The following is a 14,608-nucleotide window of genomic DNA, read 5'->3' on the forward strand; positions in this document are numbered from 1 at the left end:
TCCATCGGAACTCTCCAGGTTCGAAGTTGGGTATTACACCTCGATTCTGGACACCCTTGCCCGCCATGTCACCCCTTGGAATCAATCGTCTAGGCGAGAGGGTCCACCGGTCCGGCAGGTGCCGCCGGAGGCTGCCTTTGTTCCAGTTTTTGCAGCGTCCGAGCGGCAGTCTCACGCCCGCCCAGCCCGAAGGCGAGGGCCGCGGCGAGAGCGGCTCCGATGACCAACGCACCGAAGGCCATGTTGATGATCGAATCGGCCAGGCCCATGTACTTCAGCCCCATGGCGACGAAAAGCACGATCGTTGCCCACCGGATGATGGTCGCAGGCGTTCCCGGTCCGACGATCGAGACCACGACGTTGGCGATCAGGAAGCCGGCCGCGATGATCAAACCGCCGAAGAGGACGTTGCCGCCCAGGGCCAGGATCTCGTTGAGAATCACCGTGACCTCCGGGAAGTTCAGCAGGCGTGCCGCCATGATGCCGAAGAACAGCATGATCGCGATCTTCACCAACAGCGCGATGATGCCCGAGGGGCTTCTGTCTTCGGGGACGATTCCCCACCTGTGCACGACCGGGTCGGTGCCGATTCCCTGCAGCGTGCTTTCCAGGATCGTTCCGACAAATTTGGCGATGACGAAGCCGATGGCCAGCAAGATCAATGCGGCAGTGATCTGCGGTATGGCGTTCAGGATCAAGGCCAGCATCTGTTGGGCCGGATCGGAGATGGCCGCGATTCCCAGCACCTGCAGGCCACTGATGCCGACCACGATGACGATAATCGCGAAAAGGATGTTGCCGATGATCGAAATGATCTTGGCGTTCTGTTCACGGGTTTGCACGAGGTCGGGCTCCATGGCTCCGTGCCTGAACCTGGCGGTCAGCCTGCTGAAGTCGACAGCACCCAGGGCGGTCGTCACCAATTGGCGTACGATCTTGGCGATCATGTAGCCGATGAAGAAGATGATGCCCGCACCGATGAGATTCGGGACGAAGGCCATGACCTTGCCAAGCAGATCCTGCACCGGGGCGAGGACCTCGGATAGTGCGAAGACCTGCAAAATGGCTACGAGCCCAAAAAGCCAGATGATCAGTGCCGCAATCTTGCCGAGTGATTCCCCAAGTTGTTGTCCGTCGTTGCCCTGACGCTGCAACCCCTTAACCCGCCCCACGAGTTTTCCGATACCCCACTTGACCAACTTGGCCAGCAGCCAAGTCACCAGCAGGATGATTACGGCGATGGCAACCTTCTGCGCCATGCCGGCCCAATCGAAACTTTCCATGTTCATGAGAAATCCTTCACTTGGAGGAATCGTGCCTGCGAACCGCTGTCCTTTCCGAATAGTGTGCTGACTATGGGAAACATGTTTTACGACACGAAAACAACCAATGGTTCCGCTGGCGAAGCCGTGTTTTCAGTGATCCCAACCGGCATGAACAACGAATTCACCGGAACCGGCGGATCCCCACAATGCGTATGCATCGTCCAGGCGCATGATTGACACGGTTCGAGTGTTTCTTTCTCCGCCAGTAACCGCATGCAAGAAACAACAAGTCCATGTGTCGTCACGCTTTTGGCCTCGCGACCATCGGGATGAAAGTGCGAGCTGACCGGGGACATCTCGACACGTTCATCCGGCCCGCCGGCCTCCTTGCCGGTGCCGGAAACGAGAAGATCCCCCGTCCCAGGGAAACATCCCATGGAACGAAGGATCCTCATTCGTTGGCAGGCAACTCGATCACGCCCCCACCGGAAAGTGGCTTAGGCGTTGCAGCGGAACTCCACCACGTTTCGGTACATGGCAACTTCCTGGTAACGACGTGGAGCCTTCACACGCGGTCCTTCCTGTTCCACAGCTGATGCGTCAGTCCACTTGAGGTGCTGATGGATTCGACGCTGAACCGGTCTTCCAGGCCAGCGAGGTGATCCCAGATCCTGACACCGGAGCCGAGCACGATCGGAACGATCGCCACATGCAGGAAGTCGATGAGATCAGCCTGGAGGAATTCGCCCACGGTCGTGGGCCCGCCGCCAATCCGAACGTCCAACCCGCCGGCAGCATCTTGCGCCAGGGCCAACGCTTTCTCCGGGGACGCATCCACGAAGTGGAAGCTGGTGCCGTTCGCGAACTCAAGTGTCTTATGGGGATAGTGGGTCAGGATGAAGACCGGGGTGAGAAAGGGCGGTTCGTCACCCCACCATCCTTCCCAGCCGTCGTCGGGCCATTCGCCCGACTGCGGACCGAATTTGCGGCGGCCCATGATTTCCGCCCCGATACCCTGGCCCCACATGCTGAACATGGCCCGATCCACGGTCACGGGTTCGTCCACGCCATGGATGCCGTGGATGACGCGTCCGTCGAACTTGCCGAAGAGCGCTTGGGCTCCACCGATCGGCTTTTCGAGCGTCACGTGATCGCCAGCGGCATATCCATCCGAGGAAACGAACAGGCTGTGCACCCGCGTCCGGACCATGGCAACTCCCTGCGTAGTTGAAATCTGGAAACATTTGAACCCTAGCCCAGTGTGATTTCCAACCGCAATCGTTTTGGAGCTCACCTGGCCGGAACCATTTCAGATCGCTACCGGGATGCAATGGTTGATGTGGTCTTCCGCAGAGGTCCACGATTCGGGGTTTCCCCTCCCATGGCCATTCGCATGTTGATCCGGAATTCCGAACCAATTGTGGCAAGGTGCAGCGAATGAGTGGTGCAATCACAACCAGAAGCTCGACCGATTCACCTGGAGCCTCTATTGCATCGAGCGAAGTGATCTTGATGCGCCATCACCTCATCCGCCATGGACGCCGTCGGCATGACTTCATTCCGGGCGTGCTCAAGCAGCCTGCGGTAGGAAGGCTTCGCGAAGTCCCTTGCACGCCACACCGCGTGATTATACACTCATAATGTGGGACTTAAGTTCCACATTATGAGACTACGCCGACTGCTTCGGTCTGTAATTCCCCTAAGCCGGTCGAGAGGGAGTTCACAATGCATCACAACGTTCCATCAGTTGACCAAAGCGACCGAACCGTTCCGATCAATCTCCGCCAATCGGGCCCGACGCCGGTGGAGATGCAGATCGACACCCGGGTCCGCAAATCACCGTACTGGCAACTGTCCCATGAGGCAGGCTGCTGGCGTGCGCAGGTGTACAACCGGATGTATCACCCGAGAGGCTACATTCGGCCCGAAGACGGCGGAATGATGGCCGAGTACGAGGCCCTGGTCAATCACGTGACCATGTGGAACGTTGCCGTGGAACGGCAGATCCAGGTCAAGGGTCCGGATGCGGAGGCCTTTGTGGATTTCGTTATTACGCGCGATGCCACAAGGATTCCCCCGATGAGGGCCCGGTACGTGATCCTGTGCAACGAAGCTGGCGGAATCCTCAACGACCCGGTGTTGCTTCGCGTTGCCGAGGACGAGTTCTGGTTCAGTATTTCCGACTCCGACCTCTGGCTATGGCTTCAAGGCGTCAATGTGGGCAAGCGCTTCGATGTGAGTATCGAGGAAATCGACGTTTCACCCGTGCAGATTCAGGGACCGAAATCCGTTGACCTGATGGTGGATCTGATTGGTCATGCAGCCGCGGACATTCCCTCCTATGGGCTACTCGCCTCTTCGGTTGGCGGGTGTGAGGTCATCGTTTCCCAGACTGGCTTCACCGGCGAGAAGGGGTACGAGATTTATCTCCGTGACGCATCCCTGCACGCGGAAGAACTCTGGAATGCCGTGCTGGAGGCAGGTAAACGCCACAACCTCATGGTGGTTGCTCCGGCACACCACCGGCGGATCGCGGCGGGAATTCTGTCCTGGGGCCAGGACATGGATGCCGAGACGTTGCCGTTCCAGGTGAATCTGGGCTACCAGATACCCCGGCAGAAGACCGCGGACTACATCGGAAAAGCTGCCTTGGAGACGGCCCGCGACGCAGTGGAAGCGGGATCACCTCCCTATACCCACACCCTCGTGGGCATGAAGCTCGGTGGTCGGCCGATCGACGACTATGCGCCCGACTTTTGGTTGATTAGCGCAGCGCAGGACGGCGATCCGATCGGCTATGTCACCTCGCCCTGGTACTCTCCGGAGCTGGAATCCAACATTGCGATGGGAATGGTTCCAGTGGGTCTTGCTGCGCTCGGCACGGAGTTGTGGATACACCTGCCCGACTCATACGCCTCAGAGCCCGGGCTGCCCGTCAGCGCCGACGTGGTCGAAATGCCGTTCCGCGACTCGGTCAACCCGAACCAGCGCGAGCGGTTGAAGGTCCGCGGGATGGATGCCGCCGTCTGAGGATGGTGCCGCAGCGGACCCAACTGCGAGTGCATTGGTGGGTAAAGCATTGCCAGGCCGGGACACGTTCGGCTTCCATCTGCAAAATGGCTCCGTCACCATAAGACGACAAAGCCCCCGACTCCAAGAAATGGAGCCGGGGGCCTAATATTGCCGCGTGCCTTGCGGGAATGGCTTTAGACGTTGAAGCGGAACTCCACCACGTCGCCGTCCTTCATGATGTATTCCTTGCCTTCGATGCGCGCCTTGCCCGCGGCCTTGGCAGCGGAAACCGAGCCTGCCTCGACCAATTCCTCGAAGCCGAAGACCTCCGCCTTGATGAAGCCGCGCTGGAAGTCGGTGTGGATGACGCCTGCGGCCTGCGGGGCGGTGGCGCCCTTGGGGATGGTCCAGGCGCGGGTTTCCTTGGGGCCGGCGGTCAGGTAGGTCTGCAGGCCCAGGGTGTCGAAGCCGACGCGGGCGAGCTTGTCCAGGCCGGACTCGGTGTAGCCGGCGTCCTCCAGCATCTCCTCGGCTTCTTCCTCGGTCAGCTCGGCCAGTTCGGATTCGAACTGGGCATCAAGGAAGATGGCCTCGGCCGGTGCGACCAGGGCGGAAAGCTCTTCCTGCATGGCGGTGTTGGCCAGGCCCTCTTCGTCGGTGTTGAACACATAGATGAACGGCTTGGTGGTCATCAACTGCAGTGGTGCCAGCTCGTCGATGTCGATGCCTGCGGCCTTGCCGGAAGCGTAGAGGGTCTTGCCCTCTTCGAGCACCTTCTGCGCGGCCTTGACCACGTCGATGAACGAAGCCTCGATCTTCTTGGCCCGCAGCTCCTTTTCCAGGCGCGGCAGCTGGTTCTCGATGGTCTGCAGGTCCGCGAGGATCAGCTCGGTGGCGATCGTCTCGATGTCCGAGGCCGGGTCCACCTTGCCGTCGACGTGGATCACGTCCGGGTCCGAGAAGACGCGCGTCACCTGGCAGATGGCCTCGGCTTCGCGGATGTTGGCCAGGAACTTGTTGCCCAGGCCTTCCCCCTCGGAGGCGCCCTTGACGATGCCGGCGATGTCCACGAAGGACACCGTCGCCGGCAGGATGCGCTCGGAGCCGAAGATTCCGGCGAGCACCTTCAGGCGCGCGTCCGGCAACGGCACGACACCCACGTTGGGTTCGATGGTTGCGAACGGATAGTTGGCCGCGAGGACCTGCGCGCGGGTAAGAGCATTGAACATGGTTGACTTGCCGACATTGGGCAGTCCGACGATTCCGATTGTAAGAGCCACGGGAATAGAGTCTACCGGGGAAAAACCGTCGGTGCTTGCTGGGATGATTTGCCCATGGATGCTTTGGTCTGGGTGGCGGCCCTCTGCTCGCTGGTTGTTGGGTTCGTCTTGGGTGTCGCGGCGTGGTGGTACGTGAACCGGAAACCGCGGGCCGCGGCACTTTCCGCCGTCGCCTCGGCACGCGACGAGCTGGCCCGGACCGCGCAGCTGCTGGCCGGGGCGCAGGCGCAGGTCTTGGAATTGCGCGACCGCGTCGCCGAGGAACGCCTGCGCGGCAGCGAGGACCAGAGCGTGCTCCATGCCCTGGCCCCGGTGGCGGAGCAGCTGCGCCAGGTCAGGGCGCAGGTCTCGGTGCTGGAGAGGGACCGCGTCGAACAGTTCGGGCAGCTGAGCGAGCAGCTGGTGCATGCCGCGGCCAACGATGCCGAGCTGTTGCGCACCACCGGATCGCTGGCCGCCGCGTTGGGCAACAACGCGGTGCGCGGCACCTGGGGCGAGGCGCAATTGCGCCGCGTCGTGGAGGCCGCCGGCATGCTGGCGCACGTGGACTTTTCCGAACAAATGCGCACCGTCGAGGGCCTGCGCCCGGACATGGTGGTGAGGCTGCCGGGGAACAAGCTGATCGTGCTGGACGCGAAGGTGCCGCTGGCGGCCTACCTGAAGGCGCAGCAGCTCTCGGCCTCCCTCGATGCGCATTCCCGGGCCCGGGCCAAGGAATCGATGAAGGAGCATGCCAAGGCGCTGCGCCTGCACGTCGATGCGCTGGCCGCCAAGTCCTACTGGAATGCGGTTGCGGGCAGCCCGGAACTGGTGGTGTGCTTCCTTCCGGCCGAATCGTTCCTGGCCGACGCGCTGGCCGCGGACCCCGCCCTGCTGGATTACGCCTTCGGGAAGAACGTCGCCCTGGCCTCCCCCGCCACGCTGCTTGCGATGCTCAAGGGGCTGGCGTTCGCCTGGCGGCAGGAGCTGCTGACCGAGAACGCGCGCGAGCTTTTTGTGCGCTCGCGCGAACTCTACGAACGGCTCGGGACCATGGGCGGGCACGTGGCCAAGCTGGGATCCTCGTTGCGCTCCAGCGTGGAGAGGTACAACGCGTTCGTCGGGACCCTGGAATCGCGGGTGCTGCCCAGTGCCCGGCGCATCCGGGACCTGGATCCGGGGCTCGGTGACGAACACGATCCGGCCGCCGCCTTGCATGGGCTGCCGGTCATCGAGGCGACCCCGCGCGCGCTCGGTGCCGGGGAGTTCCTCGAGCACCTGGACGCCGGTGCCCAGAAGGATTCGGCCTGGGAGGTCGCCCGGGACGCGGCGGGCGACATGCTTGCCGACGGTGCCGATGACGGATTTGGCGACGGGCGCGTCGATGGCCCGGTGCCGGCGTTGACGCGGCGCGAGGCCAAGAAGGGCCAGGCCGGCGGTTAATCGGGTGTGGCGTGGGGCTCCACCGGATGGCGGGGCTCCACGCCACTGGCTTCGCGCCGCAACGCCAAGGTGCGTTGCGGGAAGTGCCTAGCTGCTGATGTCGGACTTGGTGATGCGCCCGCCCGGGCCGCGGGAATCATCGCCGGCTTCCTTGAGCTTGGCGCGGATTTCCTTGGGCAGCGAGAAGAGGATGTCTTCCTGCGCCGTGGTGACTTCCTCGACGCTGCCGTAGCCGTAGTCGGCCAGCAGCGCGAGCACGTCGCGCACCAGGACCTCGGGCACCGAGGCGCCGGAGGTCACCCCGACGGTGGCCACGCCCTCGAACCAGGTCTCGTCGACCTCCGAGGCGTAGTCCACGCGGTGGGCGGCCTTCGCACCGTATTCCAGTGCGACCTCGACCAGGCGCACCGAGTTCGAGGAGTTCGAGGAACCGACCACGATGACCAGGTCGCTCCTCGGGGCGATGGCCTTGATCGCGTCCTGGCGGTTGGTGGTCGCGTAGCAGATGTCGTCGCTGGGCGGGTCCTGCAGCTTGGGGAAGCGGGCGCGCAGGCGGCGGACCGTTTCCATGGTCTCGTCCACGGACAGGGTGGTCTGCGAGAGCCAGATGAGCTTGTCGGGGTTGGAGACCTCGATGGTGTCGGCCTCGTCGGGGTTGTTCACGATCTGCGTGTGGTCCGGGGCCTCGCCGAAGGTGCCTTCGACCTCTTCGTGGCCTTCGTGCCCGATCAGCAGGATCTCGTAGTCCTCCCGGGCGAAGCGCACCGCTTCCTTGTGGACCTTGGTCACCAGCGGGCAGGTGGCGTCGATGGTGCGCAGGTTCCGGTCCGCGGCGGACTGCACGACGGCCGGGGAGACGCCGTGGGCGGAGAAGACGACCAGGGCGCCCTCGGGGACTTCCTCGTTTTCCTCCACGAAGATCGCGCCGCGGGCCTCAAGGGTGGAGACCACGTGGAGGTTGTGCACGATCTGCTTGCGGACGTAGACCGGTGCGCCGTAGTGCTCCAACGCCTTTTCCACCGCGATGACGGCCCGGTCGACCCCGGCGCAGTAGCCGCGCGGGGCGGCCAGCAGGACGTGGCGTTCCCCGCTCACGGGCGCCGCGGCGGCGATTTCTGCCGGGGAGCGACGGGAGCGCGGGATGGTGGGCATCGGAAGGGAGACCTGAACGGTGGAACTGGTAGCCATGGACCCAAGTCTACTGGGGTGCGCAAAATCGGCGGGCGGCTTTCCGCCACCGGCCTAGCCGCGCGGGCCGGGGTCTTGTGTGCGCGAGGCCAGCCACGCCCAACCGGCGCCGGCGAGCAGGACGATGATCCCGCCGGTGACAAGGATCGTGGTGGCCGCACCGAATTCCCCCGCCACCCCGGCCGCGAGCCTGTTGGTGACCAGGGCCTCCAGGTCGGCTGTCCCGCCCCCGGTGCCGGCGGAGCCCAGGGACCCGGCCCACAGGCGGGTGGCGGTGCCCAGCAGCAGCGCTGCGGCCCCTCCGGCGAGCAGCGCCCAGGGGCGTCCGGTTCGGGTGGCAAGCAGCATCCCGGCCGCCGCCGCCAGCACCGCCCCGCCGAGCATCCAGACCCAGCCGCGGGCCAGCGACAGCCAGTTGTCCAGGGTTTCGGTGGGCAGTTGGTCCGCCCGCGGCCAGCCGGTGTCCAGGAGCACCGGCGCGGCGGGGATCGCCTCGGGCAGCACGGCACCGAGCGCGGAGCCCTGCAGGGACCCGTGCAAGGTTCTGTAGCCGGAGCCCAGCAACGGGGCGAGGTCCAGGTGCAGGGTGACCTGTTCGGCCTCCGCGGGGCTTCCCGGCCCTGGGTCCTTCGCCGCCTGGAGCCGTGCGGTGAAGTCGACCCGGGTCGCCTCGATGGTCGCCTCCCACGCGGGCCGGAACGACGGGTCCTCGAACAGGGCGCCGCCGGCGGTGGCGATCGCGTTGTCCAGCGGCCCGGCCAGGATTTGCGGAACGGCCGTTTGGGCGGTGATGCGGGCCGCGAGTTCGGTGCCCAGCGTGGCGGGCAGCACCCGGCGCAGCTCGGGGTCCGAGGCCAGCGGGCCAAGGATCCCCTGCAACGGACCGGGGGTGTCGGCCAGGCGGGCGGCGGCGGAGCCGAGCATTGCCGCGGAGCCCAGCAGCACGGCAAGGACCATCAATACGATCGCGGTGATGTTGCGGGTGGTGGTTCGCATGGCTGTGGCGCTCCTGGTGGTCTTCCGGTCGATCCCGGGCCGGGGGGTGTTTCCCCGCCGTCTGCGTTTTGTCCCACGTTACTGCTTGAATGGACTAGGTGTGGTTGCAAAACCGGTGCCGCCGCAAATCCCGGCAGCCCGGCAACCCGCCCCTGCAGACCCGGCGGCAAGGAAGGCCCAGCACACGTGGAGCAAGCACAGAAGCAAGACGGTTCTCTGCCGCGCACCGCCGCGGCGACCACGCCCGAGAACCCCTGGCCGCTGCGGGTGCTCAGCGACAAGCTGAAGATCCACATCGAGAACTCCCCCGAGTCCTGGGTGGAAGGCCAGCTGCTGGAGGCCAACGTCCGCAACGGACACGCCTACCTGGTGATGCGCGACGTGGATGCCGACCAGTCGTTCTCGGTGACGGTGTGGGCCTCGGTGATGCGCTCGCTGGACATGCCCCCCGAGGTCGGCTCCCGGGTGGTGGCGCGGGTCAAGCCCAGCTTCTACGCCAAGACCGGCCGGCTCTCGCTGAACGCCTTCGACCTGCGCCCGGTGGGCCTGGGCGACCTGCTGGCCCGCCTGGAGCGGCTGCGCCGGGCCCTGTTCGACGAGGGATTGTTCGACCCGGCACGCAAGCTGCCCCTGCCTCTGCTGCCGAACCGGATCGGACTGATCACCGGCCGGGACTCGGATGCGGAAAAGGACGTGGTCCGCAACGCCTCGCTGCGCTGGCCGGCGGTGGCCTTCGACATCCGCAACACCGCGGTGCAGGGCGTCAACGCCGTGTCCGAGGTCACCGCCGCGCTGCGCGAGCTCGATGCGAACCCGGACGTCGATGTGATCATCATCGCCCGCGGCGGCGGCGCGCTGGAGGACCTGCTCCCTTTCAGCTCCGAGGACCTGGTGCGCGCGGTCGCCGCCTGCACCACCCCGGTCATCTCCGCCATCGGCCACGAGGCCGACCGCCCGATCCTCGACGACGTGGCCGACGTGCGTGCCTCCACCCCCACCGATGCCGCCAAGCGCGTGGTGCCGGACCTGGCCGAGGAACTGGCCAACCTGGCGATGGCGCGGAACCGGCTGGACCGGGCCGTGCGGGGGAACGTGGAGCGCGAGGCCCAGCGCCTCGCCTCGCTGCGGGCCCGCCCGGTGCTGGCCAACCCCGAGTCCATGGTCCAGTTGCGCCGCGAGGACGTGGTGCGCCTGGGCCAGCGCAGCACCCTGGCGATGCGTGCGGCGCTGGCGCGCGGCCACGACTCCATCGGGCACCTGCGCGCCCAGGTCCGCGCGCTGTCCCCGCAACAGACCCTGGACCGCGGCTATGCGGTGGTGCAGCTCGACGACGGCGGCATCGTCCGCTCCGCCGCGGATGCACCGGCGGGCGTTGGGATCCAGGTGCGCCTGGCCCGCGGCCGCCTGGCCGCCACCGTCACCAACAGCCATTCCCCGGAAGAAGGATGAACCCCATGAACACCGAAGCAGCCAACACCGACATCGCCACGCTGAGCTACGAGCAGGCCCGGGAGGAACTGGTGGCCGTGGTCGCGCAGCTCGAGGCCGGGGCCGCGACCCTCGAGCAGTCCCTGGGGCTGTGGGAGCGCGGCGAGGCGCTGGCCGCCCGCTGCGAGGCCTGGCTGCAGGGCGCCACCGCGCGCCTGGATGCCGCCCGCGAGCCCAACGGGCCTTCGTCGCCCGCATCGTCCGCATCCTGAACGGGTCCCGGCGACGGGGGTCCCGGGCCCGACCGGGCCGCCGGGTCCTGACCGGGCACTATCCCTCCGCCCCCCCCGGATTCGGCGCCGGCGCAGGTCCGGATGGCAACCGGCGCGCCCAGGCCGCTCGCCAGTTGGCGGCACTTGCCGGGAAGCGGCGCGCGCTAGGAGTCCCGGCGCCGGGCTCCGGCTCACCGAAGGTGGGGTCCGGGACTGAATGGCCCCAACGTTGGCCGCGGGGAGGATTCAACAGGCAGGGGCGCGCTGTGTGGAAACGAAATCACGGACGGGGCGATCCCGGAAACCATCACGCGCAGACAATGCCCACCGGTCTTGGTACTCTGTGATCACCGCACAGGTTTGCGGTGATCGGAACTGCGGATTTGGAAGGGCGTCACCCGTGAGCATCCCCTTGAACCAGGTACCCGCGCATCGAGTCAACGGCTCGGCACCTTCCAGGACAAACCCGCTTGCCATCGCCGCATTCGCGACGTCGTTCTTTATCGGCATAACGGGCGTCATTTTGGGGCATATCGCCCTGCACCAGATCAAGAGAACTGGCGAAGACGGCCGTTGGCTGGCGATTTCGGCGCTGGTCATCGGTTACTTAGCCACGGTGCTATTCGCTTATTTCCTCGCCAGTCTCCTGTCGGCGACCTCCTGACACCCCGGATCCAGCCCGGCGTCACGGCCCGTACCTCGTTCTACCCGCGAACGTCGGCTGGGAAGGTTTGGGTTCTTCCGGGATCCCGCTTCCGCGACGGTTCCGCTACCCGGTCCTGCGGTAGCCCCGGTTGAGCAGGCCGCCGATCATTCCCGCCACCGCAGCCGGCAGGGCGACCACGGCTACGAGATGCCGGAGTAAGGTGTACGGCTCCACCAAGGCGACTCCCCCAACCAGCACAGCAGGGGCCGCAACGCACGCGGTGACCCAGTGCGGATGACCTCGTAGGAACGAGCAGAGCGCTGCTGTCAACGAGGCCGCGGAGCCGCCTAGCAGGTAGCGGCTGCCGACGATGGCGTCCTCCTCAAGTCCAGGCACGGGGAGATACCCGATGAACGTTGACACCCACAGACCCTTGGCCATTAGGGCAATGGATGTCACCACCAGCAGGGCCCAGAGGATCGCGCCCAGCCACCCCCGGCGCTGAATGGAAGGCCGGTCCCGGCTCATCGCTTCTGCTCCGCTCCCTGTCATCGGACAAACTTGAACGTTGCCCGGTGTGAGCTGCCGTCGTCCATGGTCAGGTCAAACGTCCGGCAGGTCCCTGCCCAGCTGGTCTCGGTTTTCCACACGTAGTTGTACGTCTTGGACTCCGCGTCATAGCTAAGGGAGCTTGCTCCGGCTGTCGACGCGGCCTCCACAGCGCTCACAGGCGCGTCGGCCGGACACGTTACGCGGACGGAGGTGGGCGACCCCTTCGAGATGACGTCCAGGCCGAAATCTCCGCCGAGCCCGAACTTCATAGGGATGGCGCGCCCCGCCTTGACTTCACTAATGGCTGGCTCCGGCGCCACCGGCTTGAAGAATCCGGTGAAGGTGTAGTTGGAAATGGTGACCACGTGGTCTGCAGAGGCGAAATCCTCTCCCCCGGCGTTGTCCTTGATGGCCAGCGTCGTCAGATATCTACCCGCGGCCTTATATGTGTGGGCCACCTTGCTGCCAGTGGCTGAAGTGCCGTCACCGAATTCCCACAGGTAGTCGATAACGTTGCCGTCAACGTCCGTGCTGGCCGCCGCGTCGACGGTAACGGTCCGACCATCCTGGCTCAGGCTAAACCGGGCCACGGGGTCTTTGTTGTCCGGAGGGGTATGCCAGACGGTCAGGCGGGTCTGCTCACCCTGGGGAGCAACTTGAGCTCCGTAGAGTGTTGCCGTCCATGTCCCTGGCTCGCTTGTGGTCAAGCGATAGCTTTCGAATGTGGGGCCCACTTCGTGCTGGACATCGGCGCTATTGACGTCACGGTCAATCACGCGGCCCGACGGTGAAGTCAAGGTCAGGACAACGTCGCTTCCGGGCCACTGCGTGGAGATGCGCAAAGGCTCCCCTGATGACTCGAAGGTCGTCTTGATGGTCTGCCCCGGAAGGACGTTGTAGTACGTACCGGGATCCGGGGAGGTCAACGAATCGGTCAACGTGCCGGTGATCAGCTCATGACCGAAGGCGTTCGGGTGGAATGACTCCGGGTCGCCCAATCCGACGAGGCCGTTGAGGAAGTGGACTTTCGAGGGGCCGCACAGCTCATGGCCCTTCGGGGTCTCGTAGATGTCCGCGTACTGCAGACCCAAGCTCCCGGCCTGGTTGCTGATCAAGCCGTTTAGCTTCCGGATATTCGAGTCGATCCAGCGCTGATCTGCCATTCGGAAGCCGCCGCAATAGTCCTTGGAAGAGTCGTTGTTGTTGCCTCCTTCCACAAAGAACCGGGGATACCCAAGGATTACGACTCGCGCAAACGGGGCACGCCGGCGCACCTCCCTGTATGCCTTGCCAAGCTTGTCGTCGCTTACCAGGGAGTCGTAACTCGCCTGCAAGGTGTCACCGAGATCCTCTTCACAGCTGGATTCTGCAAATGGGTTGAATGCATCGCCGATGGATGATGTGAAGCAGTCGTTGAGGATGGGCCCAAACCCGAGGTCGTTGCCGCCCACGCCAATGGTGACCAGTTTGGTGCTGCTGTCCAGCCTGTCGAGCTGGGCGGTGCCGTCGGTGTACGGAGGCCCTGAGGATGAAACAGTCAATGCGAGATCGTCGGTAGTGGCGCCGCTGCAGGCCCCGAAATCCAAATCGAGGGCAACTGTGCCATTATCTACAAGGCGTTTCGGGTAGGCCATTGCTGAGCGGTGGCATTTGTTCCCCGGCACATCCGTCAGGGGCAGGTATTCGTAGGCGCCCTCACCGGACTGGAAGGAGTCGCCCAGTGCGACGTAGCGGGTCAGTGGGGCGTTACCTCCACGAACGCGGAAGATATGGCGCCCTGGGATAGTGCTGTCGGTGCTGGTTTTCGCGAGCCCGGTAGGGCTGGAATCAAGGAACGCACCGTTGGTGAGCGAACCGGCGATCTGGTATGAGCTGCCGTCCCTCTCGCTGCCGTTGGAGAACCCGGCCGAGGCTGAGGTTCCGCCGAGGCCGCCGACGCCACCGCTGGCGGAACCGGCTTCCCACTGCACTTTGTCGTAGTTGAAGACGATGTCGAAGTCACCGGGGTTCTTGGAGTCTTCCCTGTTGACCAGGAGCATTTGGAAGCTGTTGAGCTTGTCCGTTTGGCGCGAGTAGTAGCCGACGTTGATCCAGTTCACGCAGAACGCTCGGTGGCCTTCATAAGTGGTTTCGCCCCAGCCGTATGTGACCGGTTGGGAACCTTCGCCGCGGGTGTCTACGTCCGCGAAAAACGGCGCGATGATTTGGGATTTGGTGCCTGCAAGTCCAAATGGCGTGTATGTGGAGAGGGGTCCGTCGAAGGTGACGTCGCCGTTGTTGTTCACCCATAGGCTCTGGAATGACGATCCGTAGAAGTTGACGCCGAACGGCAGAGGGACCTGTGGGGATGATGAGTCATCGTTGGCGGTGAGGACATTCTCGTTGCAGTCAGCGGTGTTGATCACCGCTCCCTGGGTCTCTGGTGCCGCTTGAGCCACGACAGGCTGAGCAGCGAGTGCTGCGGCCAAGGCTATGGCTGATACTTTTCCCCACGTACGACTAGGCATTTTTCGCATTGCGGCGCGGGGGGGGGGGGGGGGCGGCGGC

The 14,608-nt window shown here is 64.7% G+C and carries 13 protein-coding genes; 6 read left to right on the top strand and 7 right to left on the bottom strand.

What is annotated here, in order from left to right; all coding sequences use genetic code 11:
• Positions 1-89: 89 nt before the first annotated feature.
• Entirely contained in the window at positions 90-1,289 is a 1,200-nt protein-coding gene (locus J2T21_RS20660) for a mechanosensitive ion channel (RefSeq protein ID WP_307584062.1), read from the bottom strand.
• A gap of 75 nt (positions 1,290-1,364) precedes the next feature.
• Between J2T21_RS20660 and J2T21_RS20665 the strand changes: the two genes are divergently transcribed.
• Positions 1,365-1,502, top strand: a complete 138-nt coding sequence (locus J2T21_RS20665) for a hypothetical protein (protein WP_307584063.1) — start codon at positions 1,365-1,367, stop codon at positions 1,500-1,502.
• A 328-nt stretch (positions 1,503-1,830) separates the two neighbouring features.
• On the opposite strand, the gene J2T21_RS20670 is transcribed toward J2T21_RS20665, so the two are convergent.
• Positions 1,831-2,475, bottom strand: a complete 645-nt coding sequence (locus tag J2T21_RS20670) for a dihydrofolate reductase family protein (RefSeq protein WP_307584064.1) — start codon at positions 2,473-2,475, stop codon at positions 1,831-1,833.
• Positions 2,476-2,990: 515 nt separating this feature from the next.
• On the opposite strand from J2T21_RS20670, the gene J2T21_RS20675 reads away from it, so the two are divergent.
• Complete coding sequence (locus J2T21_RS20675; protein ID WP_307584065.1) at positions 2,991-4,295, top strand: glycine cleavage T C-terminal barrel domain-containing protein; 1,305 nt, start codon at positions 2,991-2,993, stop codon at positions 4,293-4,295.
• A 176-nt stretch (positions 4,296-4,471) separates the two neighbouring features.
• Here the strand turns inward: J2T21_RS20675 and ychF are convergent, their stop codons facing one another.
• A complete protein-coding gene (ychF, locus tag J2T21_RS20680; RefSeq protein ID WP_071213046.1) occupies positions 4,472-5,557 on the bottom strand; it encodes a redox-regulated ATPase YchF in 1,086 nt (361 codons plus the stop codon).
• A 54-nt stretch (positions 5,558-5,611) separates the two neighbouring features.
• Here ychF and J2T21_RS20685 point away from each other — a divergent pair, with 54 nt between their 5' ends.
• The gene (locus tag J2T21_RS20685) at positions 5,612-6,979 is read left to right on the top strand and encodes a DNA recombination protein RmuC (RefSeq protein WP_307584066.1); all 1,368 of its coding nucleotides are present in this window, start codon (positions 5,612-5,614) and stop codon (positions 6,977-6,979) included.
• 87 nt (positions 6,980-7,066) lie between these two features.
• Here J2T21_RS20685 and J2T21_RS20690 read toward each other — a convergent pair whose 3' ends face one another.
• Together J2T21_RS20690 and J2T21_RS20695 are read right to left on the bottom strand one after the other, a co-directional pair.
• Entirely contained in the window at positions 7,067-8,167 is a 1,101-nt protein-coding gene (locus J2T21_RS20690) for a 4-hydroxy-3-methylbut-2-enyl diphosphate reductase (RefSeq protein WP_307584068.1), read from the bottom strand.
• 54 nt (positions 8,168-8,221) lie between these two features.
• Positions 8,222-9,163 (bottom strand): hypothetical protein, encoded by a 942-nt coding sequence (locus J2T21_RS20695; protein ID WP_307584069.1) that lies wholly within the window; start codon positions 9,161-9,163, stop codon positions 8,222-8,224.
• Positions 9,164-9,349: 186 nt separating this feature from the next.
• Between J2T21_RS20695 and xseA the strand changes: the two genes are divergently transcribed.
• From xseA to J2T21_RS20710, 3 genes are all read left to right on the top strand, one after another.
• The gene (xseA, locus tag J2T21_RS20700; RefSeq protein WP_307584070.1) at positions 9,350-10,612 is read left to right on the top strand and encodes an exodeoxyribonuclease VII large subunit; all 1,263 of its coding nucleotides are present in this window, start codon (positions 9,350-9,352) and stop codon (positions 10,610-10,612) included.
• Positions 10,613-10,617: 5 nt separating this feature from the next.
• Positions 10,618-10,863 (top strand): exodeoxyribonuclease VII small subunit, encoded by a 246-nt coding sequence (locus tag J2T21_RS20705; RefSeq protein ID WP_209907193.1) that lies wholly within the window; start codon positions 10,618-10,620, stop codon positions 10,861-10,863.
• Between the two features lie 400 nt (positions 10,864-11,263).
• Complete coding sequence (locus J2T21_RS20710) at positions 11,264-11,527, top strand: DUF4190 domain-containing protein (protein WP_307584071.1); 264 nt, start codon at positions 11,264-11,266, stop codon at positions 11,525-11,527.
• Between the two features lie 105 nt (positions 11,528-11,632).
• On the opposite strand, the gene J2T21_RS20715 is transcribed toward J2T21_RS20710, so the two are convergent.
• Entirely contained in the window at positions 11,633-12,061 is a 429-nt protein-coding gene (locus J2T21_RS20715; protein WP_245348077.1) for a hypothetical protein, read from the bottom strand.
• Entirely contained in the window at positions 12,058-14,466 is a 2,409-nt protein-coding gene (locus tag J2T21_RS20720) for a PxKF domain-containing protein (protein ID WP_307584072.1), read from the bottom strand. Before J2T21_RS20720 ends, J2T21_RS20715 begins: the two co-directional genes overlap by 4 nt.
• Between the last annotated feature and the right edge of the window lie 142 nt (positions 14,467-14,608).

This window comes from Paeniglutamicibacter psychrophenolicus, from assembly GCF_030812255.1.
GTDB classification, from domain to species: domain Bacteria; phylum Actinomycetota; class Actinomycetes; order Actinomycetales; family Micrococcaceae; genus Paeniglutamicibacter; species Paeniglutamicibacter psychrophenolicus_A.